General features: G+C 69.4%; 19 protein-coding genes. 10 read left to right on the forward strand and 9 right to left on the reverse strand.

What is annotated here, in order from left to right:
• Window positions 1-172: 172 nt before the first annotated feature.
• On the forward strand, window positions 173-3,358 hold the full coding sequence (locus ACIBEF_RS11640; RefSeq protein WP_396793297.1) for a penicillin acylase family protein: 3,186 nt from the start codon (window positions 173-175) through the stop codon (window positions 3,356-3,358).
• 70 nt (window positions 3,359-3,428) lie between these two features.
• On the opposite strand, the gene ACIBEF_RS11645 is transcribed toward ACIBEF_RS11640, so the two are convergent.
• Entirely contained in the window at window positions 3,429-4,073 is a 645-nt protein-coding gene (locus tag ACIBEF_RS11645; protein ID WP_396793299.1) for a TetR/AcrR family transcriptional regulator, read from the reverse strand.
• Window positions 4,074-4,251: 178 nt separating this feature from the next.
• The gene (msrA, locus tag ACIBEF_RS11650; RefSeq protein ID WP_396793301.1) at window positions 4,252-4,758 is read right to left on the reverse strand and encodes a peptide-methionine (S)-S-oxide reductase MsrA; all 507 of its coding nucleotides are present in this window, start codon (window positions 4,756-4,758) and stop codon (window positions 4,252-4,254) included.
• A gap of 470 nt (window positions 4,759-5,228) precedes the next feature.
• Here msrA and ACIBEF_RS11655 point away from each other — a divergent pair, with 470 nt between their 5' ends.
• On the forward strand, window positions 5,229-6,212 hold the full coding sequence (locus tag ACIBEF_RS11655) for a mechanosensitive ion channel family protein (RefSeq protein WP_396793302.1): 984 nt from the start codon (window positions 5,229-5,231) through the stop codon (window positions 6,210-6,212).
• 4 nt (window positions 6,213-6,216) lie between these two features.
• Here the strand turns inward: ACIBEF_RS11655 and ACIBEF_RS11660 are convergent, their stop codons facing one another.
• Entirely contained in the window at window positions 6,217-7,257 is a 1,041-nt protein-coding gene (locus ACIBEF_RS11660; RefSeq protein ID WP_396793303.1) for a hypothetical protein, read from the reverse strand.
• A 261-nt stretch (window positions 7,258-7,518) separates the two neighbouring features.
• Window positions 7,519-8,523: a zinc-binding dehydrogenase gene (locus tag ACIBEF_RS11665; protein ID WP_396793305.1), complete on the reverse strand. Its 1,005-nt coding sequence runs from the start codon at window positions 8,521-8,523 to the stop codon at window positions 7,519-7,521.
• A 79-nt stretch (window positions 8,524-8,602) separates the two neighbouring features.
• Between ACIBEF_RS11665 and ACIBEF_RS11670 the strand changes: the two genes are divergently transcribed.
• Together ACIBEF_RS11670 and ACIBEF_RS11675 are read left to right on the forward strand one after the other, a co-directional pair.
• Window positions 8,603-9,172: a TetR/AcrR family transcriptional regulator gene (locus ACIBEF_RS11670; protein ID WP_396793306.1), complete on the forward strand. Its 570-nt coding sequence runs from the start codon at window positions 8,603-8,605 to the stop codon at window positions 9,170-9,172.
• 36 nt (window positions 9,173-9,208) lie between these two features.
• Entirely contained in the window at window positions 9,209-9,478 is a 270-nt protein-coding gene (locus tag ACIBEF_RS11675; protein WP_396793307.1) for a hypothetical protein, read from the forward strand.
• 85 nt (window positions 9,479-9,563) lie between these two features.
• Here ACIBEF_RS11675 and ACIBEF_RS11680 read toward each other — a convergent pair whose 3' ends face one another.
• Both ACIBEF_RS11680 and ACIBEF_RS11685 read right to left on the reverse strand, forming a co-directional pair.
• Window positions 9,564-10,775: an esterase-like activity of phytase family protein gene (locus ACIBEF_RS11680; protein WP_396793308.1), complete on the reverse strand. Its 1,212-nt coding sequence runs from the start codon at window positions 10,773-10,775 to the stop codon at window positions 9,564-9,566.
• Window positions 10,776-10,966: 191 nt separating this feature from the next.
• The gene (locus tag ACIBEF_RS11685) at window positions 10,967-12,277 is read right to left on the reverse strand and encodes a carbohydrate-binding protein (protein WP_396793310.1); all 1,311 of its coding nucleotides are present in this window, start codon (window positions 12,275-12,277) and stop codon (window positions 10,967-10,969) included.
• Window positions 12,278-12,567: 290 nt separating this feature from the next.
• On the opposite strand from ACIBEF_RS11685, the gene ACIBEF_RS11690 reads away from it, so the two are divergent.
• Window positions 12,568-13,434, forward strand: coding sequence for an alpha/beta fold hydrolase (locus ACIBEF_RS11690; RefSeq protein ID WP_396793312.1), 867 nt, complete (start codon window positions 12,568-12,570; stop codon window positions 13,432-13,434).
• 106 nt (window positions 13,435-13,540) lie between these two features.
• On the opposite strand, the gene ACIBEF_RS11695 is transcribed toward ACIBEF_RS11690, so the two are convergent.
• Window positions 13,541-14,392, reverse strand: coding sequence for an alpha/beta fold hydrolase (locus tag ACIBEF_RS11695; protein WP_396793314.1), 852 nt, complete (start codon window positions 14,390-14,392; stop codon window positions 13,541-13,543).
• Between the two features lie 24 nt (window positions 14,393-14,416).
• Window positions 14,417-15,250 carry an alpha/beta fold hydrolase gene (locus ACIBEF_RS11700; RefSeq protein WP_396793316.1) on the reverse strand — a complete coding sequence of 278 codons (834 nt, stop codon included), beginning with the start codon at window positions 15,248-15,250 and terminating at the stop codon, window positions 14,417-14,419.
• Between the two features lie 208 nt (window positions 15,251-15,458).
• Here ACIBEF_RS11700 and ACIBEF_RS11705 point away from each other — a divergent pair, with 208 nt between their 5' ends.
• From ACIBEF_RS11705 to ACIBEF_RS11715, 3 genes are all read left to right on the forward strand, one after another.
• Window positions 15,459-18,332 (forward strand): BTAD domain-containing putative transcriptional regulator, encoded by a 2,874-nt coding sequence (locus ACIBEF_RS11705; protein WP_396793318.1) that lies wholly within the window; start codon window positions 15,459-15,461, stop codon window positions 18,330-18,332.
• A 92-nt stretch (window positions 18,333-18,424) separates the two neighbouring features.
• Entirely contained in the window at window positions 18,425-18,940 is a 516-nt protein-coding gene (locus ACIBEF_RS11710; RefSeq protein ID WP_396793320.1) for a response regulator transcription factor, read from the forward strand.
• Between the two features lie 35 nt (window positions 18,941-18,975).
• Window positions 18,976-20,061: a branched-chain amino acid aminotransferase gene (locus tag ACIBEF_RS11715; protein WP_355006426.1), complete on the forward strand. Its 1,086-nt coding sequence runs from the start codon at window positions 18,976-18,978 to the stop codon at window positions 20,059-20,061.
• Window positions 20,062-20,142: 81 nt separating this feature from the next.
• Here the strand turns inward: ACIBEF_RS11715 and ACIBEF_RS11720 are convergent, their stop codons facing one another.
• Window positions 20,143-21,372, reverse strand: a complete 1,230-nt coding sequence (locus ACIBEF_RS11720; protein ID WP_396793322.1) for a PucR family transcriptional regulator — start codon at window positions 21,370-21,372, stop codon at window positions 20,143-20,145.
• 263 nt (window positions 21,373-21,635) lie between these two features.
• Between ACIBEF_RS11720 and ACIBEF_RS11725 the strand changes: the two genes are divergently transcribed.
• Both ACIBEF_RS11725 and ACIBEF_RS11730 read left to right on the forward strand, forming a co-directional pair.
• Window positions 21,636-22,526 (forward strand): dihydrodipicolinate synthase family protein, encoded by an 891-nt coding sequence (locus ACIBEF_RS11725; protein ID WP_396793323.1) that lies wholly within the window; start codon window positions 21,636-21,638, stop codon window positions 22,524-22,526.
• Between the two features lie 178 nt (window positions 22,527-22,704).
• On the forward strand, window positions 22,705-24,747 hold the full coding sequence (locus ACIBEF_RS11730) for a M6 family metalloprotease domain-containing protein (protein WP_396793324.1): 2,043 nt from the start codon (window positions 22,705-22,707) through the stop codon (window positions 24,745-24,747).
• Window positions 24,748-24,769: the final 22 nt, after the last annotated feature.

Here is a 24,769-nt window from a genome sequence, read left to right on the forward strand (position 1 = left end):
GCGTGGTGAACGACGGGTATCCCGGACGGTGGTTCTGCGCCGATCATTGCTCCGAGATCGATACGAATGATTCTCACCTCCGGGTGGAACGCCCGGGCGCGGAGGGCGAGACGTCGGCACCGGTAGCCGGGCGAGACCGTACGGCCCGACTCCGCGTCCCCGGAGGATCGCCATGCCCCGTCCCGCACTCCGTAACCGGCTCGCGGCGTTCACCGCCGCCGTCCTGACCGCGAGCGTCCTGACGGTGACCCCGCCGTCACCGGCGCTGGCCGCCACGACGTTCGCCGCCAACGACTACTGCCTCGGCCAGTGCGCCGACATCCTGCCTCCCGGGCAGAACGGCAACGCCACGCTGGTCGCCATCCTGGCGCACCAGGCGCTCGGCACCCGCCCGGCACACTCCAGCGACCAGCTCGACGAGTACGCGAACCTGGTCTACAACTACGCCGGGCTGACCGACGAGCAGATCGCCCACTTCTACAACGACGCCTCGTTCGGTGTTCCGGCCGCACAGGTCGAGAGCACCGTCTCCCCGCGATCGGATGTCACCATCGTGCGGGACAAGGCCACCGGCGTCCCGCACGTCACCGGCACCACCCGCGCCGGCACCATGTTCGGCGCCGGCTACGCCGGAGCCCAGGACCGGCTCTGGGTGATGGATCTGCTGCGGCACGTCGGCCGGGGAAACGTCACCTCGTTCGCCGGCGGCGCGCCGGGCAACCGGGAGCTGGAGCAGAGCGTCTGGGCCAACTCGCCCTACACTGAGGCGGACCTCCAGGCCCAGGTGGACGCGCTGCGCACCAAGGGCGCCCGGGGTCAACAGCTCTACACCGACGTGGTCGACTACATCGCCGGCATCAACGCCTACATCGACAAGTCGATCGCCGACGACAACTACCCGGGCGAGTACGTGCTCGCGGGCGCGGGCAAGCCGAAGCACTTCACGATGACCGACCTGATCGCCACCGCCGGTGTCATCGGCGGGCTCTTCGGCGGGGGCGGGGGCAGCGAGATCCAGTCCGCGCTGGTCCGGGTGGCCGCCCGCGCCAAGTACGGCGCCACCGAGGGCGACCGGGTGTGGGCGGCGTTCCGCTCGCAGAACGACCCGGAGACCGTGCTCACCCTGCACGACGGACAGAGCTTCCCGTACGGGGCGACGCCGCCGGGCGCGACGAGCGCGGTGCTCCCCGACGCCGGCTCGGTGGTCGCCGAACCCCTCGCGTACGACGCCACCGGCGGGGCCGCCGCCCGCACCGGTGCCAGCACCGCCACGAAGGAGCTGCTCGGCGGCCTGTCCAACCTGCGCGCGCACGGCATGTCCAACGCGGTGGTGGTCTCCGGACGGCACACCACCACGGGTAATCCGGTTGCCGTGTTCGGGCCGCAGACCGGCTACTTTGCCCCGCAACTGCTCATGCTCCAGGAGTTGCAGGGTCCGGGCATCAGCGCACGTGGCGCGGCGTTCGCCGGGCTGAACCTCTACGTGCTGCTCGGCCGGGGCCAGGACTACGCGTGGAGCGCCACCTCCGCGTCGCAGGACCTCACCGACACGTACGCGGTGCCGCTGTGCACCACCGACGGCAGTGCCCCGACGCTGCGCACCAACCGCTACCTCTACCACGGGCAGTGCCTCGCCATGGAGGCGCTGGAGCAGCGCAACTCCTGGACCCCGACGCTGGCCGACTCCACCCCGGCCGGCTCGTACACGCTGCGCGCGTTGCGCACCAAGTACGGGCTGGTCTCCTATCGGGGCCTGGTGAACGGGCAGCCGACGGCGTTCACCAAACTGCGCTCGACCTACCGGCACGAGGCCGACTCGGCGATCGGCTTCCAGGCCTTCAACGACCCGTCAGCGATGGGCAGCGCGGCGGCCTTCCAGACCTCCGCAGCCGACGTGGGGTACGCGTTCAACTGGTTCTACGTCAACTCGACCGAGGCGGCGTACCTCAACTCCGGCGCGAACCCGGTCCGTCCGGCCACCGCCGACCCGAACCTGCCCACGAAGGCCGAGCCGGCGTACGAGTGGGCCGGCTGGAACCCGGACACCAACGACGCCACCTACATCCCGGCGTCGGCGCACCCGCAGTCGGTCAACCAGGACTACTACGTCAGCTGGAACAACAAGCAGGCGCGGGACTTCGGGGCGGCGGACGGCAACTTCAGCTTCGGCTCCGTACACCGGGCTCAGCTGCTCGACGGCCCGGTGCGCGCGGCGATCGCGCAGCGCAAGCTCGGTCGTGCCGACGTCGTGAAGATCATGGCGGATGCGGCGGTGACCGACCTGCGCGGCCAACAGGTTCTCGGTGACCTGCTGCGGGTGTTGGACAGCACGCCGGTCACCGATCCGGCGTTGGCCGACGCGGTGGGCAAGCTGCGCGCCTGGCAGCAGGCCGGGGTCCGCCGGGTGGAGACGTCCCCCGGCTCGAAGGTCTACCAGCACGCCGACGCCATCCGGATCTTCGACGCCTGGTGGCCGCTACTGGCCTCGGCGCAGTTCCGCCCCGGCCTCGGGCCGGACCTCTACGCCTCGCTGGTCGACGCCATCGAGGTGAACGAGGCGCCGTCGGGCGGCCAGAACGGCGGGCGCGACGGCGCCGCGAACTGGGCGTTGCAGGGCCAGGCGCACAAGGGCTCGTCATTCCAGTACGGCTGGTGGGGCTACGTCGACAAGGACCTGCGCACCGTGCTCGGCGACCCGGTGGCCGGTGGGCTGGGCCGCGCGTACTGCGGCAACGGCAACCTCGGCGCATGCCGGCAGGCCCTGCTCGACGCGCTCGGTCAGGCCGCCGCGGTGCCGGGCACCACCGTCTACCCGGGTGACAAGTCCTGCGGGGCCGGCGACCAGTGGTGTGCCGACGCGATCGCCCACTCCGGGCTCGGCGGCATCACCCACCCGGTGATCGCCTGGCAGAACCGCCCGACCTACCAGCAGGTCGTCTCGTTCCCGGCGCGCCGGGGCGACGACGTCACCAACCTGGCCCAGGGCCGTCCGGCCACCGCGTCGAGCACCCAGTTCCTGACCGGCCACACGCCGGACAAGGCGGTCGACGGCAGCCTCGGCAGCCGGTGGGCGAGCAGCTACAACGACAACCAGTGGCTCCGGGTCGACCTCGGCGCGGCCCGCACCGTCAGCCGGGCCGTGTTGCGGTGGGAGGCCGCGCACGGCACCTCGTACCGGATCGAGGTCTCCGCCGACGGCAGCTCCTGGTCGCCGGTGTTCGCCACCACCACCGGCAACGGTGGCGTCGACAACGCCACCTTCGCCCCGGTCACCGCCCGCTACGTGCGGGTGTACGGGGTCAAGCGCGCCACCTCGTACGGGTTCTCGCTCTACGAATTCGAGCTGTACGGGAAGTGAGCCTGCCCGGAGGAGGCGGCGGAATCAGTGGCCGCCTCCTCCGGTGCGTGCCGTCCGAGGCGGAGCCCAATCAGTGGGACGGCTGCACGAGGAACGATCTGATGTGGTCCAGCGCCATGTCCAGGGCGACTTCCATGGGTGCGATGTCGTGCGCGGCGTTCGCCAACAGGTAGCCGCCCTGCAGAGCGGCCATCAATCCCGTGGCCAACTTCTGCGGGTCGGCGTCCTGGCGCAGTTGGCCGCTGTCGCGCATCCGGTGCAGACCATCACTGATCAGCTTTTCCCATGCCGCGAATGTCTCCGACAGCGACGATCGAGCCTGCTCATCCTGATCAGACAGTTCGAGAGCCATTGACCCGAGACCGCACCCGTATCTGCCATTGTTCAGCGAGTTGGCCTGGACCAGCGCGTTACGCCACCGGATCAGCCCTAAGAACGACCTCAGTCGTTCCAGCCCGGCGCTTTCCCGCTCAAGCACAAGCGCGCCCCGATAGCTGACCAGGGCGCGCACCAGTTCCTGCTTGTCGGCGAAGTGGTGGTAGAGCTGAGACTTGCTCGTCTGGCTCGCCTCGCGGATGTCGTCGAGGGTCGTCGCGTTCACTCCGCGCACGAGCGTCAGCCGGTTCGCTGCATTGAGGATCCGCTCTCGCGTCGCGATGCCCCGCTGACTGATCCGCCGCCTGTTCGTCGGCGCAGTCACCTGCTCATCGCTCATCGGTGAAGTGTATCCGCGCTGATCTAGGTGAGATTGGACTTCGGAGTCCAGCGGGTGGACGTGTTCTGTTCGCTTGGTGAGCGGTGCGACCATCACCAGAATCATCGTTGGTGCGAGATTGCCGGGACCATCTCGTCCCATACGGCGCGCGGACCCCTGGGTCCGCGCGCCGGAGGTGTCAGGCCGACGCCCGCTTCGGAAGCTTCCACCCCGGACGGGGGAAGTGGCAGGTGTACCCGTTCGGGTAGGTCTGCAGGTAGTTCTGGTGCTCAGGCTCGGCCTCCCAGAAGTCGCCGGCCGCGGCGACCTCGGTGACGACCTTGCCGGGCCACAGGCCCGAGGCGTCGACGTCGGCGATGGTGTCCTCGGCGACACGCTTCTGCCCATCGCTGGTGTAGAAGATCGCCGAGCGGTAGCTGACGCCGATGTCGTTACCCTGACGGTTCTTCGTCGACGGATCGTGGATCTGGAAGAAGAACTCGAGCAGCGCGCGGAAGTCGGTCTTGTCGGTGTCGTAGACGACCTCGATGGACTCCGCGTGGGTGCCGTGGTTGCGGTAGGTGGCGTTCGGGACGTCGCCGCCGCTGTAGCCGACGCGCGTGGACACGACGCCGGGCTGGCGGCGGAACAACTCCTCCATGCCCCAGAAGCAGCCGCCGGCGAGGATTGCCTTTTCGGTGTTCACGTCGTCTCCTTGCCTGTCGTCGTGCCAGCCCACCTGGACACGCAGGTACAGACGCTCCCCGGGTCGGTGATATTCCCGCAGTCCCCACCATTTCTGGACCCCAGAGTCCATGAGATGCCCGTCACGCCGACGTCGGGCCGCTGCGTAATCAATGGTGCTGAGCTGGCGCTTCTCGCCTGACCACAGCGGAACCAGCTGGAACAGAAGTGGACTTGACAGACCAGTTTTGCCGTGGCTGGGTTCGGGATCTCAACCCGACCGAGCGGATCACCGGAAAGGCGATCGTCCGCGCTCGCTCCTGGCGTTGTGGGGCAGCCCTCGTCGCGGAGCGGGTTGTTCGCCGATGTTGGCCGCCTGCCACTGGACGGGGTGGCACCCTGAGCACGTGGACTGGGCAGTGAGCCGAGGGAAGCTGGCATCGGGATTACCGTGAACGGCCTCTGATGCGTACCGCGTTGATCGTAGTGGCCGTGCTGACGACCGCAGTGGTCGTCGACCTGATCTCTGGCCTGGTCATCCGCCGGGTAGCCGCTGGCCGTTACCAGTGGTTGTTTACGCCGCTGCGGCACGCCTGCCGCCGCCCGGCCGCGGCGCTGCTGCTGGTGGGGTCGCTGTACTACGCGCTGCCGTTGGGTCTGGCCGGGTGGCAGCGTCATCTGCGGCACGCCGTCCTGGTGGCTCTGGTGCTGTCCGGGGCATGGTTGGTGATCAAGGCGTTGCACGTCGCCGAGGCGGTCGCGTTCAGTCGACTGCCGGGTGATGCGGTCGCCAGCCGACGGGTCCGGCGGGCCCGGACGCAGATTCGCCCCGTGCGGCGGCTCACCGTCGCCGTGGTCACCATCGTCGCGATCGGCCTGATCCTGATCACCTTCCGGCCGGTACGCCTCTTCGGCGTGTCCGTGTTGACGTCGGCGGGGGTGGTCGGGGCGTTGATCGGTCTGTCGGCCCGTACCGCGCTGGGCAACGCGTTCGCCGGTGTCCAGGTCGCTTTCGCCGATGGATTGCATGTCGGCGACGTGCTGGTGGTGGACGGCGAATGGGGCCGAGTTGAGGAGGTGAAACTGACCAACGTGGTGATCCGGCTCTGGGACGAGCGGATACTCATCCTGCCGACGACGTACTTCACCGAGCGGCCGTTCCAGAACTGGACCCGGAATGAGTCCAGAGTGATCGGCAAGATCCAGATTCATGTCGATCACACCGCCGACCTGGACGACCTGCGCCGGGAAGCACGCCGGCTGGTCGAGTCCTCAGCGCTGTGGGATCGCGGCCAGTGGGTGCTCCAGATGGTCGACTCCACCCCGCAGACGGTGGTCATCCAGGTGCAGGCTTCGGCCGCCGACGGCGCCAGCGCCTGGGACCTGCGCTGCGACCTGCGCGAGGGAATGCTTCGCTACCTTCGCGACCGCCATCCCCAGTGGCTGCCCCGCACCCGCGGTCAGTATCAGCCATGAATGATCAAACCCGCCCGCTCCTCTCATCCCGCCAGCCATCGGGCTGTGGATGATAGCCGTATGCGGCGGCTCGAACCGTCTCCTCGTTTTCCAGCCCGGAGCCGATCGCGCCGCCGACGGTGGCCAGCGAGCTGGTGATCCAGGCGAGCGTCAGATAGTCGGCGAAGTGGACTGGCCGCTGCAAGGTCTGTTCCAACACGGTGGTGTCGACCAGCAGCGCCCCGACGAGCACTGTTCCCACGAACAGCACGACGTAGGACAGCACCGTTGCCAGAGTGAGGGTGAGGGTCGTACCCAGGTTGAACAGCCGTGCCAGCTCAGTCGGCGTCTCACGGCTTGGTTTCTCCCACAGGTCGTGCGCGACGATCAGCCAGGCCACCAACGCTGTCAGCCCGAGCAGCATGATCACGGTAAGCCGGAATCCGCCGAGCGCATCGCCCATCTGCCAGATGGTGTCCGTGGTGAGCGCGAACGCGGCCGTGCCAAACGCGCCGACCAGCAGCTTCGACAGGCCCAGCAGGGCGCGCCCCGGACGATTGGCGCGAACCATGCCGATCAACAGCCGTAGTCGGCCGATGAACCGCGAGGCGACGTAACGCCGTTCACCGGTGTCGGTCTCGCCGACCACCCGGTGGATGGCGGGAACCCGGCTTGCCATCGTGGCCGGTGCCCAGCCGGCCGGCGGCACCCGCTCGTCGGAGGCGTCGGCCAGCAGCCGGCTCACCAGATCCGGAACGGCCGCGCGGGCCGCTCGCAGCTGGTGCAGTCCCAGGGCGGGCAGGGACACCACAGCGACTCGACGCCGAGCGGAGGTCTGCACGACCAGCGGCACCCGCTCAGCATGCAGCGGCAGGTCGGTCAGGCAGATTGCGACGTCCCACTGGTCGTCGGCGCGCCGCTGAGCAAGATCATCGAGTAGTGCCTCAACGCCGCCGTCGCGGCGCGGCGCTACTGCTCCCCAGCCTTCCCGGACGGTCCACCGCACGTCCGCGTTCACCCGCTCGGCGAGCCCGCTGATCAGTTCGGTGGTGAGCCGCGCGGCCACCCGGGCCGGATGATCCGGCGGGGTTGCCACGAGCCCGACGACGATCTCCGGGCGGTCCTGTGCACTCTGCGCCATCGGTGCTCCTCACCGGTAGCCGGGCTCGGCCGCTGGCCGCGAACGACACCGGGAACCTGTGTGCCGTCGCGGCAGCTCCCCGTGCCGGCTGAGATGGCGGAGCCAGTCCACCGAGGGAAGCACCCGACCAGCCCGTACAGCGCCACCGCGACGCACCCGTCGAACCGGGCGCCCCGCCCACGCAGCCTAAGAGACCACCCCGATCGGTGCAGCGGATTCAGTGGAAGGGCCGACGGTCAGGACGATTCGTCCGAAGACCTGGCCAGCGTCCATCTTTTGATGCGCCACTGCTGCCCGCTCCAGCGGCAGAACCTCGTGCACCACGGTCTGCAGGTCCCCGCCAGCGGCGGCGGCGAACTGCTCCGTGCGCACGGCCTGTCGAACGGCCGCCGTCACCGTCGCCGCGCTGAAGGTGGCGAACGACATCGACTTCTGGAACGCGGCCATCAACCTCGTCCCGACGTCCGCGGGCGGTTGACCGCCGACCGCCCCGACGGCCACGAGCCGGCCGTTGGGGTTGAGTCGGTCGAAGAACGCGGGCATGTCCGGGCCCGCGACGACGTCGATGATGACGTCGTAGCCGGTGGGATCGTCCGAACCCCCGGCCCCGGAGCGGTCCAGCACGTGGGTAGCACCGAGACTGCGCAGCCGGCGGCCGCGCTCAGGCGACGAGGTCGTGACAGCGACGGCGCTGGCACCAGCGCTGACGGCGAGCTGCACCGCCATGATCCCGATGCTGCCGGCCGCGCCACGGACCAGGACCGTCTCGCCTGGCGAGAAGTGCGCGTGGGCGAGGCCGAAGTGAGCCACGACCCCGGAGCTGCCGAGCGTCACGGCGTCGACTGCGGAGAGGCCCGCCGGCAGGGACAGAACCTCGGCGATCGAGACGACCGCCTGCTCGGCGTAGCCGCCGCCCGTACCGGTGAAGGCCCAGACGCGTTGCCCGATCCAGGCGGGGTCGACGCCGTCGCCCACGGCCGTGACCGTGCCGGCAACCTCGCCGCCCGGGATGTGACCCTCGCGGAAGCCGTACGCGGCCAGAGCGCCGCTTCGGATCAGGACGTCGGCGCCAGCCACACCGGCCGCCTCAATGGCGATCAACGCCTGCCCCGGAGCGGGCACCGGGACAGGAAGGTCGACGACCGCCAGCCCACGGGGATCGCCGAACTCCCTGATCATTACTGCCTTCACTGTTCGTCACCTTTCACGTCAGTCCTGCGGACGCCCGAACGGTAGTGGACGCATGCGTCCGTTTAGCTAGAGTGAGAGAGTGGGTGGCCATCTGACCCAGAACCTGCGGTCGGACGCGCTGGACAACCGTGAGCGCATCCTCGACACCGCCCGGGCGGTTTTCGCCGCCGAAGGCATGGACGTGCCGATGCGTGAGATAGCCCGACGCGCCGGAGTCGGCCCCGCCACCCTCTACCGCCGATTCCCCACCAAGCAGGCGTTGGCCACGGAGGCGTTCGCGGATCAGATGAACGCGTGCGTCGCCGTCGTCGACGAAGGGCTCACCGACCCCGACCCCTGGCGCGGCCTGTGCCTCGTGATCGAACGACTCTGTGAGCTACAAGCCCGAAACCGAGGCTTCACCGCGGCGTTCACCTCGGCATTTCCCCACGCCGTGGACCTCGCCGCCAAGCGCGAAGCCGCCCTCGCCTCGCTCGCCGAACTGATGCGCCGGGCCAAGGGCACCGGACACCTGCGATCTGACGTGGGCCTGGACGACCTCGTTCTCATGCTGATGGCCAACGGTGGCCTGTACGCCACTTCGACGAACGCCCGGGCTGCCGCCTCTCGGCGCTTCGCCGCGCTCACGATCGAGGCGTTCCGCACCTGATCGGCACCCGCTGGGCGGCACGCGGACAATGGGGCGATGAAGCGAGAACTGAGCCTGATGCGATTGACCGGGACGCGCGCCGACGGCGCGGTGGCGACGGGCGCGGCGGCCACCGGCGCGCGGGCCGCGGGTGCGGCGTCGGTCGGTGCGCTCGCCGTGGGGGCGCTGGCCGTCGGGGCCGTGGCCGTCGGGGCGCTGGTCATCGGGCGGCTCGTGATCCGCCGGGCGGTCGTGCGGGAGTTGCGCGTCGGCCGGTTGGAGATCGACGAGTTGGTGGTGCACAGCCGACCCGCTGCTGAGGCATGACCCACGCGACACCGTTCGGTGCGCGCTCGGGCCGCCCGGGACGGGGTGGACAGCCTGTCGGTCTGCCCACCCCGCTGAAAGCGGCTCAGTAGCGACGCAGGACGCGCTTGTCCGCGCCCAGGTGGCGGTCGAGTTTGATCACGATGAACTCGTTGTTGTCCGCCTGGCCGGCAGTCCGGCCCGCCGACGACGGGAAGTTGTTGTCATTCAGGACGGCGAGCGTGCGGTCGTCGAGGATCGCCACGTCCTCGATCGTCTGGAACGGGAACGTGAACGGGTCACCGAACCCACCGACGTGCCGAGGGTTGGCGATGGCCATCAGGTCGGCGACCAGCGTCTTGTCGAGCAGTCCGTCGCGGTTCCGGTCGCGCTTGTCGGCGAGATAGATCTTCTTGACCTGTGCCGTCTCGCCCTGGCCGTTGTCCCGCTCGATGATCAGGAAGCGGTCGCTGTCGACCATGATGGCGTCACCGATCGCGTGCGCGGGAGAGTCGAGCGCGTAGGCCCAGCGTCGGCCGGTGTAGGCGTTGGTCCGGGTGTCGAACTCGTTGAGCCGGAGGGTGCCGGCCGGATCACCAGTGGTCGTGCCCTCAAGCAGCGGGTAGAGCGTGCGACCGTCTGGCGACTGGGCCATGCCCTCGAAGCCCTTGCTGCTGGCGAGGTTGGCCGGGGTCGCACCGCGGCCCGGGTTCTCGGGGGCGAAAACCCCGGGCAGCGGCACCGGCGCCTGCAGCAGGCGGCCCGCCCGGTCGAAATGCAGCAGGTACGGACCGAATTCGTCACCGACCCAGTACGTGCCATCCGCGGTCCGGGTGATCGACTCGACGTCGAAGTCGGCCCCGGTGAGCACGCGGTCGGCACGAGTGAGCGGGAAGGGCACCTTGCCGTACGGGTCGGTCAGGTTGATGCCACCGACCACGTCCACGGCGCCGCTGCCAAAGTCGGGCGCGACCCGCTGAACACGCAGCACGAAGTCGGCACTGTTGGCCTTGTTGCCGAAGCCGTTGTCGGACAGCACGTCGAAGGTGCCGTCGGTGTTGCGCAGGACGCCGCTGAACCCCTGGATCGGTTGGTCGGCGAACGGCGGGGTGATCCCGTTGATAGGGGCACTGCCGAGCGACGAGCCGGACGGTTCGCTGCCGGGAACGAAGGTTGCCGCCGGCAACGCGGCGAACGACAACAACTCGGCCTGGTCCCACGTGTTCCGCTCGGCCGCCGCCGCGGTCGCGGCGCCCGGCAGCGTCAGGGTCAGCGCGACCGCCGCAGCAGTCAGGCCCACCCGCTTGCTTACTGCCATCAATCCTCATCTCTCCAGGTACGAGCAGAGCGTTCTCGGTCCGCTGGCACCGTAGAGCGATGCGGTGAACTCGAACTGGCCACAGGGGAATGCCCGCTCAAACCGCCGGCGGATGCCGCACGGCTGTCAGCGACGCCGGGCCTCCCGCCTGCCGACGTACGGCTGGCGGGAGGCCCGGCGTCGGTCAGCCGTCAGCGGCCCTGCAGGCGCTTCACGTTGTCGCCGAAGGTCCACCCCTTCGACCCGTCCCAGTTCGCCGACCAGGTCATCAGGCCCTTGAGGCCGGGTACGGAGTTCCACGCCTGCGTGACCAACGACGTCGACAGGTGGCCGCCGCCGGCCCCGATCTGCGCGGGCAGGCCCGGGACCTGCTTGTCGTACGGCACCCGGATGGTGGTGCCCTGGATGGTGAGCCCGTTGTTCAGGCACTGGGTCTGCACCGTGAAGCCCTGCACGGTGCCCGCCGGGTACGAGTCGCCGGCGCAGCCGTACATGCTGCCGTTGTAGTACTGCATGTTCAGCCACCAGAGCCGGCCGTTGTCCACGTACTTCTTGATGATCGGCAGGTACGAGCCCCAGATCGAGCCGTAGACCACGCTGCCGCCGGTGACGTAGGCCGTCTCCGGAGCCATGGTCAGGCCGAAGTTCGACGGCATCCGGGCCAGCACGCCGTCGATGATCCGGATCAGGTTGGCCTGCGACGTGGACAGGGTGTTGATGTTGCCGCTGCCGGTCAGGCCAGTCTCGATGTCGATGTCGATGCCGTCGAAGTGGTAAGCCGTCAGGATCGGCACGATCGTCGCGATGAACCTGTCGGCGACCGCGCTGGAGCTCAGGTCGATGCCGGCGGCGGCCCCGCCGATCGACATCAGGATGGTGGCGCCGGCGGCTTTGGCCTGGCACATCTCGGCCGGGGTGGCAACCTTCACGCCGGCGTCCATGCCGTTCTCCCAGAGGACCGTGCCGTCCGAGCGGATCACCGGGAACGCCGCGTTGATCACGTTGTAGCCGTGCTGGTTGAGCCGGCTGTCGGTGATCGGGATCCAGCCGAGGCCGGGGTGCACGCCGTTGGAGGCCCCGTCCCAGTTCTCCCAGTAGCCCTGCAGCACCTTGCCGGTGGGCCGCGACTTCACCGCGCAGGTCCCACCGGTCGGTGGTGGCGTGGTGGGGGGAGTTGTGGTCGGTGGTGGCGTGGTGGGCGGCGGGGTGGTCCCCGAGCACGCGCCGAGGTCACGCCAGAGCGATGGAGTCGAGGCGGGGTTCCAACCGGCGCCGGGGTGCGCGGTGTGGGTGACCAGCGCCTGGTAGAGCCGGCCGCCGTAGGTGACCTGGGCGCCCACCTGGTAGGTGGGTCCTTCGGACCAGGTGGGGGCGGTGCAGGCGACCATCGGAACGGCGTTGGCCGAGGGTACGGCCGCCATGCTGCTGGGGACGAAGGCGACGGCGGCCGTGACGGTCATCGCCGCCCCGGCCAGCGCTGCGAAAATCCGACGTCTTCTCATGGCTCACTCCCAGGCTTCGACGACCCGCGACCTCCACATATTGACGTTCGTAACGCTTAATATCAAGGGTTGTTTACAGATAGCGGGGAGCAGTCGCCGCGAGAGGAGAGCATGAGCCCTTTTGGTGGCGTGTCCTCCCGCAAGGTGAAAGTCGAGTTATTTTCCTCTTCTGTCCGAGATTCGCTGTTGGCGTGAATACGGTGAGGTCGGGCGATCAGGCACGTCATCGCGCCAGCGTGCGCACATCTGCCCGCGTTCGGAAACCACTGACCAACGAGGGAGAAGAGACCATGCTCGGTATCTCGCTACGTCGGCCGAAGACCATCGCCGCAACGCTCGCCGCCGCGACGCTGGTGACGGTGCTCGGCTCAGCCGCCCCAGGCGTGTCCGCGGACGGCGGTGCGCGACCAAACCCGGACGAGGGGCATCGCACCAAACCAACCATCGTCCTGGTGCATGGCGCCTGGGCGGACGGTTCGAGCTGGAGTGGGGAGGTCAAGAGACTCCAGGCACGCGGTTTCGATGTCCAGGTCGCGCCGCAACCCAACCGGGGGCCGTCGATCGACAGCGGCTACCTGAAGGACTTCCTGTCCACCATCGAAGGTCCCATCGTGATCGCCGCCCACTCCTATGGCGGTTTCGTGACGAGCGACGCCGCGACCGGCAACAAGAACGTCAAGGCGCTCGTGTTCGTCGACGCCTTCGCCCCGGACAAGGGGGAGACCGTGGAAGAGCTCACCGCGGGCTCCGGCTCGATTCTCGAACCGGCCCTGACCGACCCCACGAGCGTCTTCAAGCTCGTACCGTTCCCCGGTGCCCCGGAGGGCGCGGCCGACGCGTACGTCCTGCCGAAGGTGTTCATCCCCGGCTTCGCCAACGGTCTGCCCCGGCGGCAGGCGGAGGTGCTCGCCGTGACCCAGACCGCTCTGGCCACGAACGCGCTGGGGGAGCCGGCCACCGAGCCGGCGTGGAAGACGATCCCGGTGTGGGCGGTCATCGGCACCGAGGACCGGGTCATCCCGCCGGCCCGCCAGGAAGAGATGATGAAGCGGGCGGGCGCCGACATCACCCGGATCGACGCCGGTCACCTGGGCCTGATCTCGCATCCCGGCGAGGTCACCGAGGTCATCCTGGAGGCGGCCCGGACGACCGCCTGACGGTCTCCTGAACCCGGCAGCAACCAGAGCCGGGTGGCGAAAAGGCCGGCCGTGGCATCGCGTGAGCGGTGCCACGGCCGGTCGTCGTGTCAGTCGGGTCGTCGTGTCAGTCGGTCGCCTTGGCGGCGGCCTCGATCTGGTTGGTGACCGCGCCCGCGTCGGTGATCATGGACAGGTGGGGCGCGTTGATCTCGATCGTGTGCGCCTTGGCCCTCCTGGACATCGCGACCTGCTGCGCGGCGGGGATGACGGCGTCCTGCTTGCCGACCACCGACCACGAGGGGATGGTGAGCCAGGCCGGCTCCTTGGACTCCTCGACCAGCGCACTGAAGGCCAGCGGACGCTGCCGGGAGGCCAGCACCGCCACGTCCTTGGCGGAAATGCTCTTGTCGGCGAACGCCTTGCCGAAGATCGACGGCTTCACGTAGAGGTTGACGTTGTGCGGGTCGTCACCGGGGATCGCGACCTGGTCGAAGACGGTGGACACGTCGGCGGCGAAGATCGAGCCCGGCACGGCCGAGGTCAGCGACAGCACGGTGTCGTGCTGGTCCGGGATGTACGCGTCGACGTAGACCAGGGCCTTGACCTGCTCGTCGCCCCGGGCGGCGTTCGTGATGACCATGCCGCCGTACGAGTGCCCGACGAGGACGATCGGTCCGGTGATGGTGTCCAGGTACGCGCGCAGGTTGGCGGCGTCGTTCTCCACGCCGGACAGCAGGTTCGGCGGCGTGACCACCCGGTAGCCGTCGTGCTGGAGCTTGGCCGCCACCTTGTCCCAGCTCGACCCGTCCGCCCATGCCCCGTGCACGAGCACGACTGTCGGCTTGGCGGTGGCGGGCCGCGAGTGCAGGGTGTGACTTGTCGAGGCCTGGGCGGTGCCGATACCGGCACCACCCAGTGTGAGCGCACCGATGACCACGCCCACGGAGATGAGGCGCCGCCGGGAAAACAAATTCACGGTGTTTCCTTTCACTTGCTTACTTCACTTCGCGCAGAAGTCGAGCAGGGCGGCGTTGACCTGATCGCTGTGGGTCCAGGCAATGGCGTGCGGCCCGCCCTCGATGACGAGCAGGCGCGAATCCGCGATGAAGGCGGACAGCCGCTGGCCGGTGACCCCGATGGGTAGGACCCGGTCCTGGTCGCCCTGAATCACGAGTACCGGCACGTCAATCTTGGGCAGGTCGGCGCGGAAGTCGGTGAGCCACGTCGGGATGCAGGCCACGGCGGCGACGGGAGATCCGGCCACTGCCACGTTCACACTCGCCTGGAACGCCTCGTCGCTGACCAGCGAACCGCCGTAGACGTCGAAGTTGTAGAAGTTCTCCAGGAACTGCTTGAGCCACCCGTTCCGGTCCGCCCGTGCGGCCTGGATGAACCCGTCGAACAACGACTGCGGTGCGCCTTCGGGGTTGTCGTCCGTCCGCAGGAGAAACGGCGGGATCGGCGACATCAGCACTACCTTCGCGACCCGCTCGGTGCCGTGACGACCCAGGTACCGGGCAACGTCGCCGGTTCCCATCGAGTGACCCACGAGGATCGCATCGCGTACGTCCAGTTTCGTGAGCAGCGCGTTCACGTCGTCGGCGAACGTGTCGACGTCGTATCCACCGTCGGGCTGGCTGGAATTGCCCCAACCCCGCCGGTCGTACGTGATGACCCGGTAACCGGCCGCGAGCAGTGCCGAGACCTGCTTTTCCCAGGCCTGCCCACTCAGCGGATAGCCGTGGCTGAGTACCACCGGCCTGCCGGCACCGTGATCCTCGTAATAGATCTCGATCGGATCGGCTCCCTCTGAGCCAACTGTGACATGGGGCATGCGCACTCCTTGGGCTTGCGTTCCGCGTTGGAACCATGCCGAAGGTACGGAGATGGCACCGTTTCGCGAATCACCCGAACCACGTAGTCCCGTTGTCGGCGAACGGCTCGACGGACAACGAGAAGTGGGCGATGCGGGGGAGCCGGGGCAAACCGCAGGCTGGGCCGAAAAGCGAAGCCGCTGCCCTTCCATCCCTAGGATGTCAATCGTGACGACGCCCGACCGCAGGCCCCCGGACGCGCCGCGGTCCCACTGCGAGTTCAAGGTCTTCGGCGGTCTCGGCTGCCGGCGGGACGGCTCGGACGTCGATCTTGGCCCGGTGCGCCAGCGGATCATCCTGGCCAAGCTCCTTGCCGCGGGCGGTGACGCGGTCAGCCTCGACGCCATCATCGACGGCGTATGGGACGACCAACCGCCGCCCAGCGCCGCCAACCAGGTCCACCGGCACGTCGGGCACATCCGGCGGATCTTCGAACCGGAGCTGGACGTCCGCGAAACCGGTCGCTACCTCCTACCGGCCGGTACGGGCTACCGGCTGGTCCTCGCGACCGAGGACTCCGATCTGGCCATGTATCGCGAGTTGGTTCGGCGGGCCCGCGAGGCACTCGCCGGCGGCGACGTCATGGCCGGCGTCCGGGCGTACCTGACCGCTCTGGAGCTTGGCCGCAGCCCTGCGTTCACCGACCTTCCGGCCAGTGCGTCGAGCTCGCCGGAGTTCGTCGCCATCGAACGGGAGCGCGTCGCGGTGGCGCTCGCCGCCAGCGAGGCGGCGATCGCCAACGGCATGGCCGACACCGTGTTGACCCCACTGCTGAGCGTGGCCGCCGCGGTGCCCCTGGACGAGGCGCTGCAGGCGTGCCTGATGCGCGCGTACCTGGCCACCGGTCACCGGGCGGAAGGGGTGCGGGTCTTCGAGCGGACCCGTCAACATCTCGCCGAGGAGTTGGGGGTCGACCCTGGGCCGGAGCTGCGCGAGGCGTACCGGGAACTGCTCGCCAGCGGCTGGACCCTCCAGGAGGAACTGCGCCCGCCCGAGGCTCTCCGGCCCGCGCAGCTGCCGCCCCAGGTCGCGGGCTTCGTCCGCCGAAACGACGTGGCCGCCGTGCTCGACGACCAACTGTCCGACGCGTTCGGCGATGCGGCCATCGTGATCACCGTGCTCGGCGGCATGGGCGGCATCGGCAAGACCGCGCTCGCCGTGCACTGGGCCCACCAGATCGCCAGCGAGTTCCCCGATGGCCAGTTGTTCCTGAACCTGAGGGGTCTCGATCCGGACGGACGCGTCATGTCACCGGAGGAGGCACTCGCCACGTTGCTCGCGTCCCTGGGCGAGCCGGCGGTCTCGTCACCGCAGGAGACCGTCGACGCGCAGGCAGCCCGTTACCGCAGCCGCCTCTTCGGTCGTCGACTCCTGATCCTCTTGGACAACGCGCGCGACTCCGCTCAGGTCCGCCCCCTGCTGCCGGCCACCCGGGGTTGTCTGGTCATCGTGACGAGCCGCAACCGGATGACGAGCCTGGTAACCCGGGAGGGCGCGCGTTACCTGCATGTTGATCGGCTGACCGGGGCCGAGTCCCGCCAGCTTCTGATCAACCGCCTCGGAGCCCGCCGCGCCACAGCGAACCCGGAGGCCCTGGACAGAGTCATCACGCTCTGCGCCGGGCTGCCGCTCGCACTGGCGATCGTCGCGGCCCGCGTCGCCCTCAATCCGGCCCTGCCATTGAGCGCGGCCGTCAGCGACGTCTCCGCGCCGTCCGCCCGGCTCGACGCGTTGTCCAGCGTGGACTCCACCGACGATGTCCGATCGGTGTTCTCGTGGTCGTACCAGGCCCTGGACCCCGCGACGGCGCAGGCCTTCCGTGCCCTAGCCGTCCACCCGGGGCCGGGGATCACGCTGGAGTCGGCGGCGAGTGTCGCCGGAGTCGGTCGCGCACAGGCGCGCGCACTGCTCATGGAACTGGTGACCGCGAATCTGCTCGACGAGTCGCAGGCCGGGCGGTATGTGCTGCACGACCTGTTGCGGGCCTACGCGGGTGAACTCCTCGACGAGGATCAGGAACGACCCGAGTACGAGCGGCGCCTCATCACGCATTACCTGCACTCGGCCCGCGCCGCGTACGCGACACACCACCGGCAGCCGGTCGGCGACGTCAGCGAACCGCCGTCAGAGGTGACACCTGAGTCGTTCGACAGCGTGCCACAGGCTGCCGCCTGGTACGCGCGGGAACGCGCCGCGCTGTGGGCGACCATCGACCTGGCCCTCGCGCACGGCCTGGGGCGTGACGCGGCGGCCATGGTCCTCGCCGCCTCGGCGCCGGGCAGCAACTCCATACCCCCGGGCCGGACACAGACCGTACTCGCGATCCTCGATCTGGTCAGCGTGCTCGGTGAGCCGCTGGTGGAGGCCGAACTTCTTCGTACCGTCGGTGAGGTCTTCGCCCCGCTGCCGCAGGCCGACGAACACCTGCGTCGAGCCCTGTCCATCTTCGAAGGCGCCCGAGAGCTGGCCGGACAGGCCGACGTCCTACGAAACCTCGCCGTGCTGTCGTTGTCGCGTGGCGACCACGACGCCGCCAACGCGTACGGCGAACGCTCGGTGGGTCTTGCCCGGCAGACGGGGCGCCAGGAACTGCTCGCCGTCTCGCTGCTGACACTCACGAGAGCGCTCCTGGGGTCCGACCGGTTCGAGACCGGCACACGGCTCGCTGACGAAGGGCTGGCCATTGCCGTCGCGCAGCACCTCGATCACCTGAAGATCTACTACGCGCAGCTCATCGCCGAGTCCTCCTGGAAACTCGGCCGCCTCGAACAAGCGGTGAAGGTGTCGGAGTGGGGATTGGCGGAAGGCGTCTGTGAGTCGGACGGGCCCCGGTGTGCCGTCGCGGCGATCCTCGCGCGGGCCGCGTTCGATCTGGGCGACCTGGTGCGTGCGGAACGCGGGTGCCAGCAGTTCGAGAACCTGATCGCCGACAACGGCTTCCGGGAACTCATCGAATTCGCCGGCATGGAGCAGGCCGAGACATACCGGACAATGGTCGCGTATGTTCGGGCCCGCCTGAGCTTGATGAGGGGCGCGTCCTGAGCGGATAGGGCGAGCACTCAGTCTGCACTCGTCGTGCACCGCGGTGCGATCGGATCGTCGTCGAGACCCCGAACCCTCGCCCGAGGAGCACCATGCACCGCGTCGTAGCCGAGCCTGCCCGAGCCCTTCCCGATGCGGTACTGACCCCGCGGCAGGAACAGATCGCCCTACTGGTGGCGGCCGGCTCCACAAACGTCGAGGTCGCGGCGAACCTGGTCATCAGCACCCACACCGTCAAACATCACCTACGCGCAGTGTTCCACCGGCTCGGCGTCGCATCACGCCGCGAACTGCGCAGCAGGCTGGCCTGCCACGACACGACACACCACTTCACCCAGAGCCGCTGCCTGACCAGCCAGGAACGGGACATCGCGCGGCGGGTCTCGGACGGTGCCTCCAACCGCGAGGTGGCGGCTCAGATGTTCATCAGCCCGAGCACCGTGGACTATCACCTACGCAAGATCTTCCGCAAGCTCGGCATCGCCTCGCGCCGCGAACTGGCGAGACGACGGGACGCACGCGCCGCGCCCCGAGCGGATGGCGCACCGTCGGTATTCTGCACCCGTCATCCGACAACCTCCCCTGCGTGTTCGTGCTCGGTGACCTGAGCGCCCAGGGATGCGGCCCATGAGAGGACCCGGCGATGAGCCTGTCGTTCCCGTTGCACCAGAATCCGAGCCCGGCGAGCGCGCAGCGGCGAGCCGAGATCATGGCCAATCCGGGGTTCGGCACGTACTTCACCGACCACATGGCACGGGCGGTGTGGAGGCCCGACGGCGGCTGGCAGGACTCCGAGATCATCCCCTTCGGTCCGATCCTCATGCACCCCGCGGCGGCCGTCCTGCACTACGCCCAGGAGATCTTTGAGGGCATGAAGGCGTACCGGCACCGTGACGGCTCGATCTGGTCGTTCCGGCCGCACGCCAACGGTGAGCGCTTCGCCCGGTCCGCCCGGCGGCTGGCACTGCCCGAGCTGCCGGTGCCGGACTTCATGGCCTCGGTCGAGGGACTGGTCCGTGCGGATCAGGTGTGGGTGCCGGACGAGGACGAATACAGCGTCTACCTGCGGCCGTTCATGTTCGGCTCCGAGCCGTTCCTGGGGGTTCGCCCGGCGAAGGAGATCACCTACATGGTGATCGCCTGCCCTGTCGGCGCGTACTTCTCCGGTGGCGTCAAGCCGGTCTCCATCTGGCTCTCCACCGAGTACACCCGGGCGGCGCGGGGCGGCACGGGCGAGGCGAAGTGCGGCGGCAACTACGCCTCCAGCCTGGCGCCGATGGTCGAAGCCGCCGAGCACGGCTGTGAGCAGGTCTGTTTCCTGGACGCCGCCGAGGGCCGCTACGTGGAGGAGCTCGGCGGCATGAACCTCTACTTCATCACCGCCGACGGACGGATCGTCACACCGGCACTCGGCACGATCCTCGAGGGCGTCACCCGGGCGTCGATCCTCATCCTCGCCAAGGATCTGGGCCTGGAGGTCGAGGAGCGCCCGGTGGAGATCAGGGAATGGCAGGAGGGTGTGGCCTCCGGCGCGATCACCGAGGTCTTCGCGTGTGGCACCGGCGCCGTGGTCACACCGGTCGGGCGCCTGGTCTGGGAGGGCGGCGAGGTGACGGCCCCGAAGGCCGGTGCCGAGGACTCGGTGACCATGCGGCTGCGCCGCCACCTGCTCGACATCCAGTACGGTCGGGCCGCCGACCCGTACGGGTGGATGACCCGCCTCGTCTGACGAGGAACGCCCGGGACCGTCTCGACGGCCGCTCAGACCAGCCGCTGTTGTCCGCTGTGGCCCCACCGGCGGGCGGCGGCGTCACGGCGTGCGGTAGTGGCCGGTGAGCCGACCGAGCTTCATGGCCAGGTGCAGGCACAGCCGTTCGTTGCCGTCCTTGAGGTCGGTCCCGGCGAGCTGTTCCACCCGTTGCAGCCGGTAGTAGAGGGTCGTCCGGTGCAAGCGGAGCTTCTCGGCGGTGGCGTGCGCGTTGCCCGCCAGGTCCAGGTAGGCCTCCAGGGTCTCCAGCAGCACCTGGTGGGCATCGTCGCGCAGCAACCGCTCCAGCCCGGGATGGACGCACGCGACGGCGAGGTGCTGACTGTCCAGTTGCGACAGCACCCGGTAGATGCCGAGGCCGGCCCAGGAGACCACTCCGCCCAGCGCGGGCAGTTGCGTGCCGACCCGGGCGGCCTGCGCGGCCTCCTGGTAGGACTCCACCGCGTGGGACAGCCCGGCACGAGGCTGGCCGATCCCGGTCACCGTCCGGTCCACCGAGGCCAGGCCCCGGGTCGCGGTGCCCAGCGCGTCGTTGAGGTGCCCGGCGGCGGTTTCCGGCGAGGGTCGGCCGGCGATCCGGTCGCCGCAGACCAGCAGCACCCCGTGGTCGTGCCAGACCAGGTGCAGCGTCTCCCGCACGCCGATCCAGCGGCGGGTGTTGACCAGGGCCTGTTCCAGGGCGATCCGGGCCACCTCGTCGGGCTGCCGCCCGGCGGCCGGCACGAGCTGGGCGACGAGCGCGACGGTCGACCCGTCGGCGACCACCACGCCCTCCTCCAGCAGCGCCCGCGCCGCGTGCTCGCGCGCCTGCCGGCTCTCGACCAGCAGGGTGCGGGTGGCCTCGGTTTCCCGCTGTGAGGCGAGCTCACCGAGCAGGTTCTCCCGGTACAGGGCCAGCGACAGGTCGGCGAAGGGGCCGGTCGCGGTGGCGATGTCGGCATCGGTCATCGAACCATCAGCGTCAATGAACCACACGAACCCGAGCAGCAGGTCGTCGTGCCGGATCGGCACGCACACCCTTGCCAGCAGGTCCAGTTCGGCGCACGCGGGGGTGCGGATCGGCGCGTGCGCCGTGAGCACGCCCATGTCCCGGAACCAGGCGATCACCTCCGGCGTCGTCTGCCGGCGCAGGATCGACGTCCGCCGGACGTCGTCCATCGGACCGTCGTGCTCGCTGTAGGCGACCACCCGCTGTCGTCGGTCCTCGATGAGGGCGGGTCGCCCCACCCTGGCGGCGACGGCGTCGACGATTCGCTGGAGCTCACCGTGCATAAAACTCCCCTGGTTGCGCTGCGTGACAGGGATCGCGCGACCGCCAGTCCTTACCCTCCGGTGCCGATGGGTCATCGCGCAAGGTCCACTGTCGAAGTCACGACAAAAAGACGGCCGGTGACGCGGCTGTTCCGGCATCTGTCCGAAGACCGCGGCGGCGGACGTTCCTAGGGTTCCGGTACGGATCGCGTCGACGCCGCCACACCTGGCGGTGCCGGCGGAGAGGGGGCTTGCGAGTGGGAACCGCTAGGCCCTGGCGGGGCGTGTTGGTCTCCCTCACCACGCCGTTCCGCGCCGACCTGTCGGTCGACGTCGACAAGCTCCAGGAACACGTCCGCTGGCTCGCTGCCGAGGGGTGCCACGGAGTCGCGCCGTGCGCGTCGGTGGGGGAGTACCGGGCTCTCACCGACGATGAGCGGGCCGCCGTGGTTCAGGCGACGGTGCAGGCCGCGCCGCCCGGCTGCGCGGTGGTGCCCGGCGTCGGTGGCTACGGCAGCAGGCAGGCCCGCCACTGGACGGAGCAGGCCGCCGAGGCCGGTGCCCACGGCGTGCTGGCGCGGCCACCCGAGGGGCCCGCTGCCCGCCCCGCCGACGTGGTCGCCCACTATCGGGAGGTGGCGGCGGTCGGGCTGCCGGTGGTCGCGCACAACGAGCCGTCCGACACCCGGTTGGACCTCACACCGGACCTGCTGGCGACCGTCGCCGAGATCGACGGGATCGTCGCGGTCAAGGAGGTCACCGGCGACGTACGCAGGTTGCATCGCCTACGGGATCTCTGCCCCCACGTCGACGTGCTGGTCGGCGCCGACGACGTGGTGCTCGAGCTGGTGCTGTGCGGCGCCACCGGCTGGGTCGCCACCCTGCCCAACGCGCTGCCCCGCCAGGCCGTGCGCCTGTACGAGCTGTGCGTCGCCCGCGACCTGGGCCGGGCGCTGCCGCTCTACGCCGAACTGCACCCGATCCTCGGTTGGGCTTCCCGGCCCGAGTCGGTGCAGGCCGTCAAGCTCGCCATGGAGTGCGCCGGACGGTTCGGTGGGCGGTGCCGCCCACCACGCGGACCCCTGTCCGAGGCTGCCGTCGACCGGGTACGCCAGGACGTGCGGCGGGCCCTGGCGGCGACCACCGAACCGGCCTCCGGAGCCTCCCCTGGCTGAGCCGTCGGGGGCATCGGTCCTTCAGGTGTCGGAAGTGGCCGGCTCACCTGCCGACATCTGCACGGTGACCGGCACCGACCCGCCCTCCTAGATTCGCTGCGCGGCTTGCTGACAGGCGCTCCGCGAAAGCCCCCACCGGGGCGCCGGCACCGCGTTTCCTCCGACGAGAGGTGATTTCGTGCACCGTACCCCCAACCGAGCCCGGCTGAGGCGGGCCGTGCTGGCCGCCGCCGTGGTGACCACGCTCGTGGCTACCGGGGCGGCGCAGGCCGCCGCGGCCCCGGCCAACCCGGCCGGCGGCACCGCGCCGTTCCAGGTCCTCGATCCGCAGGCCTGGCAGAACCCGGACACGATGACCTGGAACGACTACAAGGCCGTGCCCGGCAAGAACTGGGCCGACCCGAGCGTGTCCGGCTCGGTCCGCAACTTCAAGATCGCCCTGGTGGCCCTCGACTATCCGGACGAGACGTTCGCGGTCTCCCAGCGGGCCCGATCGACGGTCTTCGGCAACCCCCAGTCCGTCGCGACGAACATCCCCCGGGCGGACGTGCCGAAGTTCTACCAGGACTTCCTGAACACCCCGAACACGCTCAACAAGGGTCACACCCTGCACGAGTACTGGATGCAGGACTCCAACGGCCGCTACGGCGTCGACCTCACCGGGTTCGGGCCGTACCAGGTGCCGGCCAAGTCCTACCAGTACGGGCTGGACAACGGTTTCAACCCGGGTGCCTGCCCGAGCGGGGACGTGTGCGGCAAGAACATCCGCACCGACGGCCTGGGCGCCTGGCGGGCGGCGGTCGGCGAGGAGGTCGCCAACCAGTACGAGTTGGTGTTCATCCTCAGCGCCGGGCAGGACGAGTCGTCGACCTGGCAGGAGTTCGGTCAGATGATCTTCCAGAACAAGGAGGACGTGCCGGACGCCTGGGGCCCGCCGGACCCGAACCTGCCGAACTGGGCGAAGACCCGCTACGTGGACTGGACCTCGTGGAAGGCGGCGGCGACACTGTGGCCGAACGCCGGCGGCGGCTCCTCGACGCAGGGGGAGAGCTCCGGCATGGGCGTCTACGCCCACGAGCTGACCCATCTGCTGGGCATCGGCGACAACTACAACAACCCGTACGGCGAGCCGCTGCGCAGGGCGTACACCGGGATCTGGAGCATGATGTCGCGCGGGTCGTTCAACGGCCCGGGCGGTCCGCACACCCGCTGGCAGATCCCACCGACCAACGGCGGCTCGATGGGCTCACTGCACACGGTTCGGGACAAGCTCAAGATCGGCCTGCTCGGTGAGGAGCACGTGCTGCGGTTGTCGCGGGAGTCGTTGGCCTCCTCGGGCCTGGTGGTCGCACAGGTCACGGCTCGGGCGGTCGACGCCGGCCCGAAGGGTCTGAGCGGCGTGAACATCGCGCTGAACAAGGACCTGTCGCCGACGTGCGGTGTCACCACCGACCCGTTGTGCGACGGTGGCAACTTCAACAACTACACAGTCGAGGTCGTCGACCGGATGGGCGCGGACTCCTTCACTCCGGACAGCGGTGTGCTGCTGAGCAAGACGAAGAACGCCGACAGCGCGCCGTTCCAGTGGGTGGTGGACGCCAACCCGCAGGACATCGACATGATCGACTTCTACCGGCCCGACGGCACCCCGCAGAAGATCACCATGGGGGACTACCGGCAGCTCTCCGACGCGCTGTTCCACGCCGGGGCGGACACCGGCAGCCAGTACGAGTACGTCGACGAGGCCAACCGACTGCACTTCTACGTGATCGACCTCAAGAGGGACTCGGCCGGCTCGCTCAACTACACGGTGGCGGTGCGTTCGCTCGACGGCACCGGCGGGCCGAGCAGTCACGGCGTGACGCTCGGCAAGGGCGAGGTGACCGGCGGCGGCAAGCCGACCAACCGCGGGGTGACCTGCTCGTTCGAGCTGACCAACACCGGCTCGTACTCGGCCGGCGGACAGCAGCACCCGGAGAACGTCACCGCGTACCTGAAGTCGGACGTCTACCGCCTGTCGGCGGAGGTCGCCGGCAAGGGCTGGCGGACCTGGCTGCCCAACCAGCTCGCCACCGCGCAGTTCGGTAAGGCCACCACTGTCAAGGTGTCGGTGGGTGCCACCGCCGCCGCCGCGACCACCGGTTTCGTGAAGCTCACCGCGACCTCGGAGAGCGACCCGACGAAGACGGAGACCAAGCAGTGCCGGGTCGAGAAGTCCTGACCGACGCCCAGGGTTGACCCCG

Source organism: Micromonospora sp. NPDC050795 (assembly GCF_044456785.1).
Lineage (GTDB): Bacteria > Actinomycetota > Actinomycetes > Mycobacteriales > Micromonosporaceae > Micromonospora.